A 15644-nucleotide genomic window follows, 5' to 3' on the forward strand; every position below is an offset into this window, starting at 1 on the left:
CGCCTGTCGTACCAGCACAGAGCGGGGAGGCGCCGTGGACGCCCGGCAACTGGAGTACTTCCTCGCCATCGTCGAGCACGGCGGTTTCAGCAAGGCCGCCGCCGCCCTTCACGTGGCCCAGCCGTCGCTGTCCCAGGCGATGGCGAACCTGGAGGCCGATCTCGGAGTGGCCCTCTTCCACCGGGTGGGGCGGGGCGTCGTACTGAGCGAAGCCGGCGCGGAACTGCTGGAGCCGAGCCGGCGCGTGCTGCGGGACCTGACCGCCGTACGGGACACCGCCGCCGCGCTCGCCGGGCTGCACGGCGGCACCGTCGAGGTCGCCACCATGCCCTCGCCCGGCATCGAGCCGCTCACCACCCTCATCCACCGCTTCACCGAACGGCATCCGTCGGTGACGGTGAGCACCCAGGCCGCCTTCACCCCGGACGAGGTCGTCTCCCTGGTCCGCAGCGGCGCCTGTGAACTGGGTCTGCTGGGCAGCGCCGCTGCCGTGCACCCGTCCGGGCTGGACGTCCTGCACGTCGAGGACCAGCCGTTCGTGGTCGTCGCCGCGCCCGGCGGGGCGATCCAGGACGACGTCACCATCCGGCCTGAGGATCTCGCCGGCCAGAAGCTCATCGCCTCCCGCACCGGGAGCCTGATGCGCAGCATCGTGGACGACGTCACCGCGGGCGGCACGGGCACGGAGATCGTGACGGTCGTGGACCACCGCACGTCGATCCTGCCGCTGGTCCTCACCGGGGTGGGCGTCGCGGTCCTGCCCTCCTCCTGGACCCGTCTGGCCCGCCGTTGCGGAGCCGTGGTCGCCCCCATCGAGCCGACCGCCCACCTCCACGTGGCAATGGTCAGCCTGCCCGCGCACCTGACGCCGGCCGCGCGGGCGTTCCTCGCTCTCACCAGGTCCTTGGCCGAGCGGCGGGCACGGCCCGCCTGACGCGGGACCGATCGGCCACGCCTATACGTCGTATCGAAACCAGGTCTTGGACGCGCCCCGACGCCGGTGTGTTGACTCGAACCGACCGCACGACAGCGAGCCGGAGGCACCCATGACAGCCGCACCCCGCACGTTCCGCATCGCCGCCATCCCCGCCGACGGGGTGGGCAAGGAGGTCGTCACCGCCGGGCGAGCCGTCCTGGACGCCCTGGCCGACACCTCCAAGAGTTCCGCGGCCCCCTTCGCCTTCGCCTGGGAGGAGTTCCCCTGGGGCTGCGACTTCTACGAGCGCACCGGCAAGATGATCGACGACGACGGCCTGGAGCGGCTCAAGGACTTCGACGCGATCTACTTCGGCGCGGTCGGCTGGCCCACCGTCCCCGACCACGTCAGCCTGTGGGGCCTGCGCCTGAAGATCTGCCAGAACTTCGACCAGTGGGCCAACGTCCGACCCGTGCACTTCCTGCCCGGCGTGCAGAGCCCCCTGCGCAAGGCCGACGACACAGAACTCGACTGGGTCGTCGTCCGCGAGAACAGCGAGGGCGAGTACGCGGGCCTCGGTGGCCGCAACCTCTCCGCCCGCGGACGCGGCGGTGAAGTCGCCGTCCAGTCGGCCCTGTTCACCGAGGTGGGCTGCGAGCGGATCATGCGGTTCGCCTTCGACCTGGCCCGCACCAGGGCGCACAAGAAGGTCTCCTCGGTGACCAAGAGCAACGCCCAGCAGTACGGCATGGTCCTGTGGGACGACGTCTTCAAGCGCGTCGCCGCCGACTACCCGGACGTCGAGACCGAGAGCGTGCTCGTGGACGCCATGTCCGCCAAGTTCGTCCTGCGCCCCGAGGACCTCTCGGTCGTCGTCGCCTCCAACCTCAACGCCGACATCCTCTCCGACCTCGGCAGCGCCCTGGCCGGCAGCCTGGGCCTGGCCGCCAGCGCCAACCTCAACCCCGAGCGCCGCTTCCCCAGCATGTTCGAGCCCGTCCACGGCTCCGCCCCGGACATCGCGGGCCAGGGCCTGGCCAACCCCATCGGCGCGGTCGGCAGCGCGGCTCTCATGCTGGAGCACTTCGGCCTGTCCGACCAGGCGGCCCGCCTGAACAAGGCGATCGAGGTCACGACCGCCGCGGGCATCCTCACCCGCGACGTCGGCGGAACGGCCACCACGGATGAGGTGACCAAGGCCCTGATCGACGCGCTCGACGCCTGACGGTCCGAAAGCGAGCCTTGCCTCCGGCTTCGGCGCTGGTCATCTCCGCTTCGCTGCTCACGACCCGGCTCGCGCTCCACTCTCCGGGTGCCGACTGTGTTTCGCCGTCCACTTGGGGGAAGACGGGATCGACCACCCAGGGCAGTGGGACGGGGGACGGGCGCTGATATATCGGGACGGAAGGGCGACATCCGGGGCTGGGACGTCGGACCGGCCGCCTGATCGCCCACGTAGCGGAGGCGGGCTTGCGCAGCCTCGCCTTCGGCTCGGACGGCACCGGACATGTGAGGGGTCTGTCCGGCCGGGCGTTCATGGTCAAGAGCATCGAGCGACTTCGGCCGGCCATCCGGCGCATCGCCGACGAACTGCTGGACACAATGGCCCGCCTCCCCCCAACCGGCCGACCTGATCGAACACTTCGCGCTACCACTGCCCTCGCTGGTGATCTGCGAACTGTTCGGTGTCCCGTGTGCCGATCGCGATGTCTTCCAGCACAACTCCCCGACCATCGTGAACACGAACGCGACCAACGATGAGGTGGTCGCCGCCCGCAAGGCTCTGGCCGACTACCTCATGGGGCTGCTGGACGAGAAGGAACGCAGTCCCGGCGACGACCTGTTCAGCGGACTCGCCGTCAAGCGCGTCCGCACCGGAGAGGTGACCGGGGAAGAGGCCGCGGGCATGGGCACCCTCCTGCCGGTCGGCGGACAAACGAGACCACCGCCAACATGCCGGCCGACGCACGGTCCGCGATGTCGAGGTCGACCAGGTCATCGTCGTGCTGGAGGGCGACGCGAGCGTGCGGTTCGAGACCGGGGTGAACATCGAGCCGGCCCCCGGCGTCGTCGTACGCCTGCACGCGGGCGAGCGGACCGAGTGGGAGGTCCGCTCCACCCTGCGAAAGGCCTATGGCGCTGTCGGCTGAGACGCCGGCAGCCGCCTGGGGAGCCGATCCCTGGAGGCGGCTCGTACATGTCTGGACTGAAGTCCATCAATGGCTGACAATCTAAGAACATGGTGCGGCGACGTCAATACGCGAGCAGCCCTGTGCTGTACTGGAGGCCATGAAGATCCCGGAGGCAGGAGCCGAAGTCGTGCCCGCGCCCGTGCCCGCAGTGCCGCCCGCCGGACGCCGGGAACGCAAACGACAGCAGGTGCGCGACCAGCTCTATGCCGCGGCGCTGCACTTGTTCGTCGCTCAGGGGTACGAGGCGACGACCATGGACCAGATCGCCGAAACCGCCGACGTCGCCCGGGCCACCGTCTTCAACCACTTCTCACAGAAGATCGGCTTCCTGGAGGAATGGGGCGCCCGCCGCCGCGCCCGCGTCAACGAGATCCTCGGCTCCCAGCACGCCGAGGACCTGCCGGTCGGCGACCGGCTGCGCCGCTACCTGAAGGAGATGGCCGACCTCAACATCGCCTCCCGCGCCGAGACCGCCGTCCTGATGGACGCCTCCGCGCGCTACGGCCGCCTCCTTCAGGATCCGTCCCTGGAGATCGAACTCGCCAAGATCGTCGAACAGGGTCAGCAGCCGGGGGAGATCAGGGCGGACGTCGACTGCGACCAGGCCGGGCAACTGCTGGCCGCCTGCTACTTCACGACCATCCTGCGCTGGATCCGTGAGGAACCGGCCCCCTTCGACCTCCATCAGCGACTCGATGGCGCGCTCGACATCATCCTGCTCGGCCTCCTCGTCGGCGAAGCGGCCTGACGCGGACGTCACCCTCGCATCGCCGCGCGCAGAGGCGAACCAACCCTTCAGCCGACCTGCGCCCTGGACTGGTCCTGAGGCTCGCGCGGGTGGTGTACAGGAACCCGTCGAGCGCCTGCCCGGCCCTTGCCGCACTGCCGTGCGTGGACGGGCCCGTTGTGGCGTCGGCCGTGGCGCTTCCCGTCGATCCCCCGTCCGGCCGCGCCGGGTTGGCCGGACGGGGAAGGGCCCGCCGATGCTTCCCACCCGACCGACCCGCTTCGCGGCAAGCGCACCGGTCAGGCGGCCGTGGTCACCTGGACGCCGGTCAGTACGAGTCCGAGCATGCCGTCGAGCCGTTGTGCGAGGTCGAAGGGGGCGGGATCGGTGCCGATCCAGTGGGTGATGGTGACGAAGTAGCCAGCCGCCAGCAGCGAGCCGGTCTGTGAGGTATCCGCGTCGGGTCGGATCTCCCCCGCCCGCTGCCCGGATTCGACGATGGAGCCCAGCTCTGCGCCGAGTGACGGGTCCTGGAGTAGTCGGCCGAAGTGGGCCGAGGCATCCATCAGGACGGTGGTCTCTGCGCGCGACTCCTCGTTGAGGTCGGCCAGCGCTCGCAAGTAGCGCCGGAGACGGGATCCGGCCGGCAGTTCCCCCGGGTGCTCGGAGCTGAGGATCTCGGCCACCCGCGCACGACGGCGTACTCCCCACTCCTCCAGGAAGGCGACCTTCTGGGGGAAGTGGTTGAACACCGTGGCCCGTGCGACGTCCGCTCGTTCCCCGATGGCGTCCATCGTCGTGGCCTCGAAGCCGTGTTCCATGAACAGCGCCACGGCGGCCTGGTAGAGCCGGTCGTGCACCTGCTGCCACTTGCGTTCCCGGCGGCCCGGGTAGGGCGGGGCGTCCGGCCCCGGGGTGATCACTTTTCGCTCACTCGTCACGGCCACAGTAAACACGCCTCCGTGCGGCTATTGACTCCCCGATCGGGGCTATCTAGATTGCAATCCGTTTCCAGACTTCAGTCTAACAATGGATTGGAGTGTGGATCGATCGGTGGACCGGATGGGGTTGCGCATGGACTCGACCATTACGGCACGACACCAGGACCTCGGCGGGGGGTGTCATCTATGGGGGCACCCGGGTGGGGGATGGGGCCTGAGCAACTCCGGCCTCGTGATCGGCGCGGGGCAGTCGCTGCTCGTCGACACCCTCTACGACCTTCGGATCACCCAGCAGATGCTCGACGGGCTGCGGCCACTGACCCGGTCCGCTCCGATCACGACCGTGGTCAACACCCACGGCAACGGCGACCACTGGTTCGGCAACCAACTGCTCGTCCACGCCGAGATCATCGCGGCCGCCGGGTCGGTGACGGACATGCGGCAGGTCGGCCCGGGAGAGATGAAGCAGCTGATGAACGGCCCCGCCCCGGCCGGGCCCTTCGCCCGGCGAATCTTCGGCTCCTTCGACTTCGAGGCGATCGAACCGGTCTATCCCAGCCGGACCTACCAAGGCGAACTCGTCCTCGATGTCGCAGGCGTCCACGTCCGGCTGATCGACGTCGGACCGGCACACAGCGCCGGGGACACCATCGTGCACGTCCCGCACGCCAGGACCGTCTACACCGGCGACATCGTCTTCGCCGGAGGCACACCGGTGGTCTGGCACGGTCCCTTCGACAACTGGGTCCACGCCTGCGATCTGCTGCTCGGCCTGGACGTGGACACCATCGTGCCCGGCCACGGGCCGGTGACCACCAAGGCCACCGTCCTGGAGACCAGGAACTACCTGGAGTACGTCCATGAACAGGCGTCCGCCAGATTCGCCGCCGGAATGCCCGCCCGGGAAGCGGCGCGAGACATCCGACTCGGTCGCTTCGCGTCACTCGGAGAGAGCGAACGCCTGGCGGTCAACGTGTACAGCGTCTACCGGGAACTCGACCCCGGTCTGACGCCCCTCGACGGCCCCGGCCTCTTCGGCTGCATGGCCGAACTCGCCCACCGTCCCATCCGTCCCTGAGGAGGAAACCATGGTCTCCAACGCCGCAGACCTCGTCATCGAAACACCCCCCGCCACCTCGCCGGTCAAGACCACCGGCACACTGGTCGCCGCCTGTCTCGCCGTCTGCCTGGCCCAGATCGGACTGGTCCTGCCCGCCGCGATCAACGGCGTCATCCAGCAGACGCTGCACACCAGCGGATCCCAACTCACCTGGATCAGCGCCGCGTTCCTGGTGCCCACCGCCATCCTGGAGCTGACCTTCGGGGTACTGGGCGACTTGTTCGGGCGCAAGCGGCTGCTGGTGTTCGGCGGCGCCGTCGCCGCCCTTGGCTATCTGATCTCCGCCACCGCGGGCTCGGCGGCCCAACTCATCACCGGCCAGGCCGTCTCCGGACTGGGAGCCGCGGCGCTGTTCCCCGCGTCGCTGGCGCTGGTGGTGGCATGCACCCCCGGTCCGCGGGAACGTGCCAGAGGTCTGGCCTCATGGACCACCGCCCTGTCGCTGGGCGCTTTCATCGCACCGCTGCTCTCCGGCTCGATCGTCGAGTACACCTCGTTCCGCTGGGCGTTCGGCGCGGTGGGCGTCCTGGCCCTGGTGAGCGTGATCGTCGGCGCGCTGTTCTCCGCGGAGTCAAGTGCGCCCCGCGGCCGGTCGCTGGACTGGCCGGGGCAGATCACCATCACCGGAGCCCTGCTGGCCCTCCTCTACGGCATCATCCAGGGGCCGGCCGACGGCTGGAGTTCCGCGCCGATCACCGGTGCCTTCGTCGCCTCCCTCGCGCTGTTCACTGCCTTCATCGCGGTCGAAACCCGCGCCGAGTCGCCCATGCTGAGACTCGACCTGTTCCGCATCCCCGCCTTCGCGGCCTCCGCGGTGGTCGCGGTGATCGGGATGTTCGGCTTCCTCGGCGGCGCGTACGACCTCAGCATCCGGGTGGGGGCCATACAGCACCAGAGCCCCCTGCAGGCGGCCATGCCCTTCCTGGTCATCCAGGGCATCACACCGTTCATCTGGCCGCTGCTGGTCCGGCTGCTCCAGCGGGTGAGCCCGGGGCTGATCCTCTTCGTGGGCTTCCTCAGCATGGCCGCCGGACAGCTCTGGCTGAGCCGCGTCCCGATCAGCGACACGAGCCTGCTGCCGATCCTCGGCCCACTGGTCCTCAACGGTGTCGGCTTCGGGCTCGTGGTCTCGGCCCTCACCGCCGCCGCCGTCAACACCGTCCCCAACACCATGACCGGCATGGCCAGCGCCACCGCGAGCCTGGTCCGCGACCTCGGGCAGACCCTCGGTCCCGCCATCATCGGCGCCGTCGCGCTCAGCATCGCCGCCACCGATCTGGCGGCGAAGCTCGGCAGCGCCGGACTCACCGAGGCCCAGCAGCACGTCGTCGGCGCGGTCGCGGCAGAGGGCGGGCCGCTGGCCGTGCTGTCCGCGCCGCTCGGCCCGGTCAGCGCCAAGGTCGCCCCGCTCGCGGCGGACTCGCTGGCGAGCGGCTACAACACCGGACTGCTCGTCACCGCCGTCGCCTGCCTGGCAGCAGCCGCGATCTCCGCCGTCTTCCTCCGCAAGAACGCGGACGCCCCTGAGCCCGTCACACTCAACGGCCACTGAGACATCGACACCACACGCCCACGCCACCAACCCGAACGGGCGTCACACCCGGGACCGCAGGAGCTGGAACAGAATGCGCTTCGCCACCTTCGAACATCAGGGAATCACACGGACCGGGCTCGTGCGCGACACGTCCGTGCACCCCTTCAAGGAGGGCACGGGCGACCTCCTCCAGCTCCTGCAACGCGGCCCGGACGCCCTGGGGGAGGCCGCAGCCGGCAACGTCGCCCCTTGGTCCTACGACCTGGCGGACGTCCGGCTCCTGCCGCCGCTCCAACCACCCACGGTCCGGGACTTCATGACCTTCGAGAGCCATCTGCAAGGCGTTGCCCAGGGCTTCGGCGACGCCGTGCCCGAGGAGTGGTACGCCGAACCGGTGTTCTACTTCACCAACCCGTACGCCGTGATCGGCGCACACGACGACGTCCCGATGCCTCCAGGGTGCCACCTCTTCGACTTCGAACTGGAAGTGGCCGCGGTGATCGGCCGTGCCGGCAGTGATCTGACGCCCGAACAGGCACGTGAGCACATCATCGGCTACACCATCTTCAACGACTGGACCGCCCGCGACCTCCAAGGCCGCGAGATGCGCGTCAAACTCGGCCCCTCCAAAGGAAAGGACAGCTCGACCACGCTCGGCCCCTGGCTGGTCACCACCGACGAACTCGAACCGCACCGCACCGCGGACGGCTTCCTCGACCTCGCACTCACCGTCGAAGTCAACGGCACGACGGTAGGCGAGGACACCCTGGCCAACATGGCCTGGACGTTCGAGGAGATGACCGCCCACGCCTCGCGGGGAACGACCGTCCGGCCCGGAGACATCCTCGGGTCAGGCACCTGCGGAAACGGCGGCTGCCTCGCCGAACTATGGGGCCGCGCCGGCCACCGAACGCCGCCCGCCCTCGTACCCGGTGACACGGTAACCATGACCGTCCAGGGCATCGGAACCATCAGCAACACCGTCATCCCGGGCATCCCGTCGGTCGCCGTGCCCGCCGCGCGCCGCCGGTAACCCCCGACCGGCCGCCACCCACTCCCACTCGTCCTCACGAGATCCGTCTCACAACCCGTCCCCACGCAAGGAATCGAGGAACACCCATGCGCTTGTACCGCGCTGCCGCGAACCACCTCTCCCTCCTCGACGACGTGCCGCTGCTGGTTCTGAGGGCCCTGATCGGCTGGCTCATGATCCTGCACGCCCTCCTCAAGATCAACATGGGCCTGGGCAACTTCCGGCTGTACTTGCTCCAGCCCACCGGGCTGCCCTTCACCGGTGTCCTGAGCTGGGCCGTGCCCACGCTGGAGATCGGCATGGGAGCACTGCTCGTGATCGGCCTGCTGGCCCGGCCGGCCGCCGCCGTGCTCAGCATCGAGATGCTGTTCACCGCGTTCCTGGTCAAGATGCACGTCCTCGACCTGGGCATCCTGGGACCGAAGGGCTCGGGAGGAGCAGAGGTCGACCTGCTGTTCTTCGCGGCACTGGTCCTGCTGTTCTTCGCGGGACCGGGAGGCTTGTCAGTGGACGCCATCCTGCGGCTGGAGTCGCGGCCCGCGCCACGACCGCTCTCCGCCGATCCCGGCGCAGCCAGGGCCGCCGCCGAGCGCTGACCCTCGATCTCCCAACACTTCGGTCAGCTTGCGACCGTGCGACCAGCGGCCGCCTCGCACAGCGTAACTGGAGCAACCCGAGCGGCGGTTTGCAGGGTCAGGCCGAGGGCCGTTTTCGTTGATCGTCGTGGGGGTCGCTCGCGTGGGTGACGTGGCGTCGTCAGGCCGCGCGGGGGCCGCGGCAGGACTCGGCCTCGCTTTCGTCGGCGGCCTCATGGACCGGGGCGGTCGACACTCCGAGGTGATCACGGCGTCCACCAGGGCCTCGACGGGAGCCGAACACACCGAGGCCGCCCAACCGATGGGCCGGGCCGCGTTGCCCGGGGACCGGGCGTAGCGACTTGGCGCCGGCGACCTCTTGGGGGCGGGAGAGCACTGGCGTTCCTGGTAGACGGGGTTGGCGTGGTGCGGCGACTGTCAGGTGCTGTGAAAACCGAGCACCGTCCCCGCATACCCGCGTACGCTCCGCGTGAAAGGAGGATGCCATGGCCGCTCACGCGAAAGCGATCGGGATCTGGTGGCTGGCCACGATGACGGCGGTTACCACGGCGGTCATCGTGGTCGTCCTCGTCGTCCAGGCCGACTCGGGGGAGGCATCCCCACCGACACCGGAAATCTCCCCCGTCACCGCACCGTCGACGAACGCCTCCCCCTAGGCTCCACGGACGGTCCGTCCCCGACAGCGCCACCGCTCCCGCACCACAGGTCGAACCTCGGTCCTTGGTCACGCGTCGGCGGACGCTGTGGCGCCATGCCCCGAATTCGAGCGGCGTGAAGTGGATGCGGAGCGTGCGGCCTCTATCGGAGTGGTGGGCGTCGGCCGAGCTGAGTTGCGGTGCGCGGTACCTTGGGTGACGACTGACAAGTCCCTTTGGGCGGGTGCGCTGTCGACGCCGCCCGATGGCCGTGGTCACCGTTCGCCGAGCGCCTGCCGGACCTCCTGCGCGCGGGGGGAGCCGAGTTCCGTGTAGAGCTCCAGGGCCTCGTGCAGATGGCCTCGGGCCCGGTCCGCCTCCCCGTCGGCCCGCAGCACGGCGGCCGTTCCGACGTGGGCGCGGGCCTGTTCCTCCCGCTCCTCGATCTCACCCGCGACCTCCAGCGCCTCCGCATGGGCCTCCAGGGCCTCGACGTTCCGCCCGAGCCCGTGCAGGGCCTCGCCGAGACCATTGAGGGCGCCGGCCTCGCCGTAGCGCTCGCCGATGCGGCGGAACAGCTCCAGGGCCTCCCGCTGGTGCCCGGCCGCTTCCTCGTGCCGGTCCAGACCGCTGAGCGCGTTGCCCAGGTTGGTGAGCGCGTGCCCCGTTCCCGAGGCGTTCGCCAGCCGCCGGAAGAGCGCCAGGGCGCGCTCGAAGTGCCCTGCCGCAGCCGCGTGGTCGCCCAGCCGTGCCACCAGGATGCCGAGGTTGCCGAGGGCGCTGGCCTCTCCGACGGGGTGATGCACGCTCCGGTACAACTCCAGGGCCCGCTCGTAGCGTTGAACCGACGCCTCGAAGTCCTCCAGCAACTCCAGCACGATTCCCAGGTTGTTGAGCACGTCCGCCTCGCCGTGCGCGTCACCGACCGAGCGGAACAGCGCGACCGCCCGCTCGTGCTGCTCGGCCGCCTCCCGGTAGCGCCCGCGCAGCTCGTGCAGGACGCCCACGTTCGTGAGGTGCCGGGCCTCGCCCGCCGTGTACCCGGTACGTCGGCACAGTGCGAGGGCGGTGTCGTGCAGCTGCTGTGCGCTGTCGTAGTCCCCGAGCCGCCGGTGGACGGCGCCGAGACAGACCAGGACGTCGGCCTCTCCGCGTGCGTCCCCCACCGCCCGAGCGGTCCGCAGCGCGTACGTGTGCACGGTCAGGGCGTCCGTGTAGTGCCCGGAACGCTCGTAGTGGCGGTGCAGGGTGGTGGCGATCCGTACGGTGTGTCCGGAGGGGCCGGGTTCCTCGGTGCGCGAGCACAGCGCCACCAGCGTGGGCTGGGCGGCGCCGAGCCAGGCGCGGGCCTCCTCGGCGGTCCGCAGCGGCGGCAGCCCGGTGCCGGGCCGGTCGACGACGGGGCGCAGATGGCGTTCGGCGGGGTAGAGGACGTCCATCGCGGTGGCCGCCGCGGCCAGCGAGTGGTCCAGCAGCCGGGTCAGGGCGGCCGTGCGCTCCGCCGCCGGGTCGTGCAGGGCGGCCAGCTCCGCCGCGTACACCCGCAGCAGGTCGTGCATGCCGTACCTGCCTGCGGCGGTGCGGTTGAGCAGGTGCGCGCCGGCCAGTACCTCCAACGCCCGCCGTACGGCGTCCACCGACTCGCCGGCCAGTGCGGCGGCGGCGTGGATGTCCGTGTCGGGGCCGGGGTGCAGGCCCAGGAGCCGGAAGAGCCGGGCGGGCAGGTCGGCGAGGCGGGCGTAGGACCAGGAGAAGACGGCGCGCACGGCGGCCCGGGGATCGTCGCCGGAGTCGAGCAGATCCAACCGCCGCTGGTGGTCGCGGAGTTCGGCGACCAGATGGGCGAGCGGTTCGGCGGGCCGGGACAGCACCAGCTCCGCCGCCACCCGCAGGGCCAGCGGAAGCCGTGCGCACTGCTCGGCCAGGTCGACGGCGACGGAGCGCTCCGCGTCGGCCCGCTCGCCGATCAACGCCCGTAGCAGCGCGAGGGATTCGGCCAGGGAGAGCGCGTCGAGCACCACGCGGTGGGCCCCGCTGACCGAGACCAGCGCGCCCAGCGAGTCCCGGCTGGTGATCAGCGCACGGCAGTCGGGGCTGCCCGGCAGCAGATGCCTGACCTGGGCGGCGGACGCGGCGTTGTCCAGGACCACCAGCAGCCGTCGGCCGTTGAGTGCCGTCCGATAGCGTGCCGCCCGGTCCTCCAGGCGCAGTGGGATCTCCTGCCGGGGAACACCGAGGGCGGTGAGGAAACCGGACAGCGCCTGGCCCGCGGACACCGGCTCGTGCGGGTCGTAGCCCCGCAGGTCGACGTACAACTGCCCGTCGGGAAATGCCTCCCGGGAGCGGTGCGCCCAGTGCACCGCGAGGGCGGTCTTGCCGATGCCGGCGGTGCCGGAGACCGCGGACACGACCGCCGCGGTGGCCCCTTCGCTGCCGCTCTCGGGAATCAACGCCCGGGTCAGATCGGCGAGTTGCTCTCCGCGCCCGGTGAACGGCCGTATGTCCATGGGTAACTGGGCCGGGACCGGGGCAGCGGACTGCTGCGGGGCCCTCCGCGGCCGCCCCCCGCCGCGGCTCGACAACTCCTCGTACGTCGAGCGCAGTTCGGCCCCGGGCGACAGACCCAGCTCGTCGGCCAGCCGCTTGTGGATCTCGGAGTAGACGAGCGTCGCGTCGGCGGCCGAGCCGACGGCGGCAAGGGAGCGCATCAGCACCACGGCGAGCTGCTCGGACAGGGGATGATCGGCCAGCACGGGCCGCAGCAGCTCGGGCACCCGCTCCGGGCTGCCCTGCCGCAGACAGGCCTGCGCCCAGACGAGCGCCGCCTCGACGCGCTCCTGGCCCCAGACCGTCCGCATCCGTTCGGCCCAGGCCCCCGGCAGTCCCGGCAGCGGAGCTCCCCGCCACAGTCGCAGCCCCTCGTCGAGGAGGTCGACGCGTTCCGCGTCGGGGCGCAGCGGCTCACGCCCGCGCGCGACCAGAGTGCGAAACAGTGCCAGATCGATCGCGCCGTCGTCCGCCTCCAGCACATATCCGCCGGAGACCTTTCCCAGCCGGATCGACGCCTGGGGCACCTCCTGTCCGCCCTCCACGGCCTCGTCGAGGAGCCGGCGCAAGCGGCTGATGTGGGAGTAGACGACGGAGCGCGCGCCGTCCGGCGGGTCGCCGTCCCAGAGCCGGCCGACCAGTGTCTCCAGGGGGACGGGCCGCCCGGCGTCCGCCGCCAGCGCGGCGAGGACCGCGCGTCTGCGCGGCTGCCCCAGGTCCACCCCGCTCCCCGCGACGCGCAATTCCAGCGGACCGAGCAGAAGCAGCTTCAACGCCCCTCCATCACAAGATTTTCGCAAGACGGAGCCTAGATCCTCACATGAGTGGTCGTCAGGCCGACGACCGGACCAACTGTCCTGCGCGGCAGTGAAGTGGAAGAGGGGAAAAAGACAGTGAAGGTTCGCAACTGGGCCACGTCGCTGGCCGTCCTGGGCCTCGCCGCGGCGGGGACCGCGATCGCCACTCCCGCGAACGCCGCCGGCTGCTACGGGTCGTCCTGCGAGGGCAAGGACCCCGCCACCTACTGCCAGAGCGACGCCATCACACCCTCGAACGGCGCCATCTGGCTCGGCGCGGCCTACGTGGAACTGCGCTACAGCCCCAGCTGTCGCGCCGCCTGGGCGCGGATCTCGCGAGCCACCTACGTTCCGCAGGACCAGTCCACCCCGTGGGTCACCGTCCATCGCACCAGCGACGGCAAGGAGTACACCTGCTCCGTGCCGAACGGCGACACGGGTTGCTACACCAAGATGGTCAACGACATCGACGTGAAGTCGTACGCGAAGGGCTTCTACGACGGCGGAGCGCGGACGTGGAGCGGCTCGACCGGCTCCTACTGATCGCCCGTTCACCCGTAGGGACCGCTGTTCACGGCCGGGCCGCGCCCCTGCGCGCGGCCCTGTCGAGCCGCCACGGGGGAGTGGCTCGACAGGAACGGACAGCAGGTTGGGTACACGAGTTCGAGTCGTTATGGACCGGCAATGGCGGAATCGAATCCTCCGTGGTGCAGTCGAGCAGTGGCCCGATGGGACAGATTCCGTGAGAGGTTCGTCGACCGGCGGACCTACCGCGAAGGCGAAAGCGTCGATGCCCGGCCGGACCGGCCCTCGCGGCTGACGGACATCGCGGTCGCCCTCCTGCTCGCGGTGGCCGACGCCCTCGCACTGGCGGGCATGAGTCTGTGGATGGTCCTGGGCGCAATGGCGCACAGCGAGCCGCCGAGCGGCCCGGTCGAGCCGAGCCACGGTGTCTCGTTCCTCGCCGTGGCCCTGACCTGGCTGATTCCCGGCGCGCTCGCGGTCTCGACGTTCGTCCACGCACGGTTGCGGATGCCGGTCACCGCCACGGTGCAAGCACTGTTCCTCCTCGTCGGAACAGTGCTTGCCGTGGGGGCGACGAACATGCTCGTGTCACTCGCGTGACACACGTCCGTCAGGACGCCGCGTTCATCAGGTCGAGCGCGCTCTGCTGGCGGGCGGCGTCGGTGGAGTCGATCGGCCCGGCCCAGTGGAGCCCGTACGCGTCGAGGGCATCGCGGTCGTATCCGTAGGCGGAGTCGGCCTGGCGCGCGATGTACGAGGTGTAAGGGCGGTCCGACAGCCGCGCGTTGAAGGCACTCAGCCCACGGATGTACGCCCCCTTGAAGGAGGGCCCGTCGCCCCCGCAGCCGTCCGCCTCGCACGGCTCACGCAGGATCCCGCCGGAGTTGAGGGACGCGGAGGTGGTCGAGGCGTCCCCGATCTGCCGGCCGGCGGTCAGCAATGCCGAGTCACCCGTCGCGCGGTACAACTCGGCCAGCCCGCCCAGGAGAACACCCTGGTTGTACGACCATGCCGTCGACCCGTTGTTGCCGCACGTCGACAGGTCGATGCCGTCGTTGACCAGATGCGAACCGTTGATCATGCCGGTCCCCCGGAACCACGACCACTCCGCGTTCGCCCGGCCCAGATAGACGGTGTCACCGCCGATCCGGTTGTGCAGGGCCGCGTTCAGCTCCAGGTAGAGGGAGTTGGCGATGGCGTTCTTGTACGTCTTCGCCGTGCTCCACCACACTCCGCCGCCGCACGTCGAATCCCAGTACTGCGCCATGTAGTCGGCGTCGGCGCGAGCGGTGTTCAGATAGCGGCTGTCACCGGTCAGGTCGTACGCGTCGACCCAGGCGAGCCCCCACCAGCCCGTGTCGTCGATGTAGTCGTTGCGGAACTGCCCGCCCTGGGCGCCGAGTTGGCGGTCGTAAGTGGTGGCGACGGCATATGAGTAGCTGCCCATCCCGGTGACCCGGATGTTGTCGATGATCGCGGTCAGGGCATTGGCGGAGTTCCACCAGCCCGTGGTGTCGAACAGGCCGGTGGAGGTGTTGTACGACTGCATCAGCGCGGTGGCCGCCGCCGTGGGGCGGCTCCACGCGTTCCAGGTGGTACGGGCCCAAGCCGTGCAGGCGATCTCGTCCCGGTCGCCCGCCTTGCCGCAGGCCCGCAGCGCGCCGACGCCGAGGTTGCTCCAGTCGTCGACGTTGTACATCAACGTGCGCCAACCCCTTTGCCCCGAGGGGATGGTGGTGTCGCCGAGCTTGCTGCCCGAGCTCCAGGTGCGGCCGCCGTCGAAGGAGCGGTCGAGCCAGACCTCGTCGGTCGGGCTGCCGTTGGTGATCGAGGCCCAGCCCATCGCGTCGGTGTCGTCGAAGTGCAGGGTGATGCTGCGGGAGTAGATCGTGGCGGTGACGGGTTGCCGGTCGTCCGGGGACAGGGCCGGGTCGCGGGTGTCGCAGTACTTGTTGCAGATCGTCGCCGCGGCGGCCGCCGTGCCGGTGGTGACCGGGATCAGAAGGGCGAGCATCGCGGTCAGGGCGATGCCGATGCCGCGGATGCGTCTTGGCGTTGAGGTCATGCCAACTCCATGGACG

The 15644-nt window shown here is 70.3% G+C and carries 14 protein-coding genes and 1 pseudogene; 11 read left to right on the top strand and 4 right to left on the bottom strand.

The genetic code is table 11. The annotated features are described in order from the left end of the window. The first annotated feature begins 34 nt into the window (after positions 1 to 34). Positions 35 to 934, top strand: a complete 900-nt coding sequence (locus tag ACWC09_RS18150; protein ID WP_450851532.1) for a LysR family transcriptional regulator — start codon at positions 35 to 37, stop codon at positions 932 to 934. A 112-nt stretch (positions 935 to 1046) separates the two neighbouring features. Then, on the top strand, positions 1047 to 2141 hold the full coding sequence (locus tag ACWC09_RS18155) for a tartrate dehydrogenase (RefSeq protein WP_450851533.1): 1095 nt from the start codon (positions 1047 to 1049) through the stop codon (positions 2139 to 2141). 423 nt (positions 2142 to 2564) lie between these two features. Here the strand turns inward: ACWC09_RS18155 and ACWC09_RS18160 are convergent, their stop codons facing one another. Beyond that, positions 2565 to 2852, bottom strand: coding sequence for a hypothetical protein (locus tag ACWC09_RS18160; RefSeq protein WP_450851534.1), 288 nt, complete (start codon positions 2850 to 2852; stop codon positions 2565 to 2567). Between the two features lie 31 nt (positions 2853 to 2883). Here ACWC09_RS18160 and ACWC09_RS18165 point away from each other — a divergent pair. Both ACWC09_RS18165 and ACWC09_RS18170 read left to right on the top strand, forming a co-directional pair. After that, positions 2884 to 3066 (top strand): annotated as a pseudogene (locus ACWC09_RS18165) (cupin domain-containing protein); the annotation flags it as partial. Positions 3067 to 3205: 139 nt separating this feature from the next. After that, positions 3206 to 3856, top strand: coding sequence for a TetR/AcrR family transcriptional regulator (locus ACWC09_RS18170; RefSeq protein WP_450851535.1), 651 nt, complete (start codon positions 3206 to 3208; stop codon positions 3854 to 3856). A gap of 278 nt (positions 3857 to 4134) precedes the next feature. On the opposite strand, the gene ACWC09_RS18175 is transcribed toward ACWC09_RS18170, so the two are convergent. Then, entirely contained in the window at positions 4135 to 4776 is a 642-nt protein-coding gene (locus ACWC09_RS18175) for a TetR/AcrR family transcriptional regulator (RefSeq protein WP_450851536.1), read from the bottom strand. A gap of 133 nt (positions 4777 to 4909) precedes the next feature. On the opposite strand from ACWC09_RS18175, the gene ACWC09_RS18180 reads away from it, so the two are divergent. The 5 genes from ACWC09_RS18180 to ACWC09_RS18200 all read left to right on the top strand — a co-directional run bounded on the left by ACWC09_RS18180 (position 4910) and on the right by ACWC09_RS18200 (position 9715). Next, entirely contained in the window at positions 4910 to 5854 is a 945-nt protein-coding gene (locus ACWC09_RS18180) for an MBL fold metallo-hydrolase (RefSeq protein ID WP_450851537.1), read from the top strand. Positions 5855 to 5864: 10 nt separating this feature from the next. Beyond that, complete coding sequence (locus ACWC09_RS18185; protein WP_450851538.1) at positions 5865 to 7448, top strand: MFS transporter; 1584 nt, start codon at positions 5865 to 5867, stop codon at positions 7446 to 7448. Between the two features lie 73 nt (positions 7449 to 7521). Further along, complete coding sequence (locus tag ACWC09_RS18190) at positions 7522 to 8463, top strand: fumarylacetoacetate hydrolase family protein (protein WP_450851539.1); 942 nt, start codon at positions 7522 to 7524, stop codon at positions 8461 to 8463. An 86-nt stretch (positions 8464 to 8549) separates the two neighbouring features. Further along, positions 8550 to 9059, top strand: a complete 510-nt coding sequence (locus tag ACWC09_RS18195; RefSeq protein WP_450851540.1) for a DoxX family protein — start codon at positions 8550 to 8552, stop codon at positions 9057 to 9059. A 485-nt stretch (positions 9060 to 9544) separates the two neighbouring features. After that, on the top strand, positions 9545 to 9715 hold the full coding sequence (locus tag ACWC09_RS18200; protein WP_450851541.1) for a hypothetical protein: 171 nt from the start codon (positions 9545 to 9547) through the stop codon (positions 9713 to 9715). A gap of 254 nt (positions 9716 to 9969) precedes the next feature. Here the strand turns inward: ACWC09_RS18200 and ACWC09_RS18205 are convergent, their stop codons facing one another. Continuing rightward, positions 9970 to 13014, bottom strand: a complete 3045-nt coding sequence (locus ACWC09_RS18205; protein ID WP_450851542.1) for an ATP-binding protein — start codon at positions 13012 to 13014, stop codon at positions 9970 to 9972. 120 nt (positions 13015 to 13134) lie between these two features. On the opposite strand from ACWC09_RS18205, the gene ACWC09_RS18210 reads away from it, so the two are divergent. After that, on the top strand, positions 13135 to 13581 hold the full coding sequence (locus ACWC09_RS18210) for a DUF2690 domain-containing protein (protein ID WP_450851543.1): 447 nt from the start codon (positions 13135 to 13137) through the stop codon (positions 13579 to 13581). A gap of 177 nt (positions 13582 to 13758) precedes the next feature. Continuing rightward, the gene (locus ACWC09_RS18215; RefSeq protein WP_450851544.1) at positions 13759 to 14163 is read left to right on the top strand and encodes a hypothetical protein; all 405 of its coding nucleotides are present in this window, start codon (positions 13759 to 13761) and stop codon (positions 14161 to 14163) included. A gap of 10 nt (positions 14164 to 14173) precedes the next feature. Here ACWC09_RS18215 and ACWC09_RS18220 read toward each other — a convergent pair whose 3' ends face one another. After that, a complete protein-coding gene (locus ACWC09_RS18220) occupies positions 14174 to 15628 on the bottom strand; it encodes a glycoside hydrolase family 76 protein (RefSeq protein WP_450851545.1) in 1455 nt (484 codons plus the stop codon). Between the last annotated feature and the right edge of the window lie 16 nt (positions 15629 to 15644).

The organism is Streptomyces sp. NPDC001617, assembly GCF_053596855.1.

Excerpts from the sequence above, each read along its gene's own strand:
- ACWC09_RS18185 (WP_450851538.1), top strand. The coding sequence starts at position 5,865 with ATGGTCTCCAACGCCGCAGACCTCGTCATCGAAACACCCCCCGCCACC.
- ACWC09_RS18155 (WP_450851533.1), top strand. The coding sequence starts at position 1,047 with ATGACAGCCGCACCCCGCACGTTCCGCATCGCCGCCATCCCCGCCGAC.
- ACWC09_RS18200 (WP_450851541.1), top strand. The coding sequence starts at position 9,545 with ATGGCCGCTCACGCGAAAGCGATCGGGATCTGGTGGCTGGCCACGATG.
- ACWC09_RS18180 (WP_450851537.1), top strand. The coding sequence starts at position 4,910 with ATGGACTCGACCATTACGGCACGACACCAGGACCTCGGCGGGGGGTGT.
- ACWC09_RS18195 (WP_450851540.1), top strand. The coding sequence starts at position 8,550 with ATGCGCTTGTACCGCGCTGCCGCGAACCACCTCTCCCTCCTCGACGAC.
- ACWC09_RS18190 (WP_450851539.1), top strand. The coding sequence starts at position 7,522 with ATGCGCTTCGCCACCTTCGAACATCAGGGAATCACACGGACCGGGCTC.
- ACWC09_RS18220 (WP_450851545.1), bottom strand. The coding sequence starts at position 15,628 with ATGACCTCAACGCCAAGACGCATCCGCGGCATCGGCATCGCCCTGACC.
- ACWC09_RS18170 (WP_450851535.1), top strand. The coding sequence starts at position 3,206 with ATGAAGATCCCGGAGGCAGGAGCCGAAGTCGTGCCCGCGCCCGTGCCC.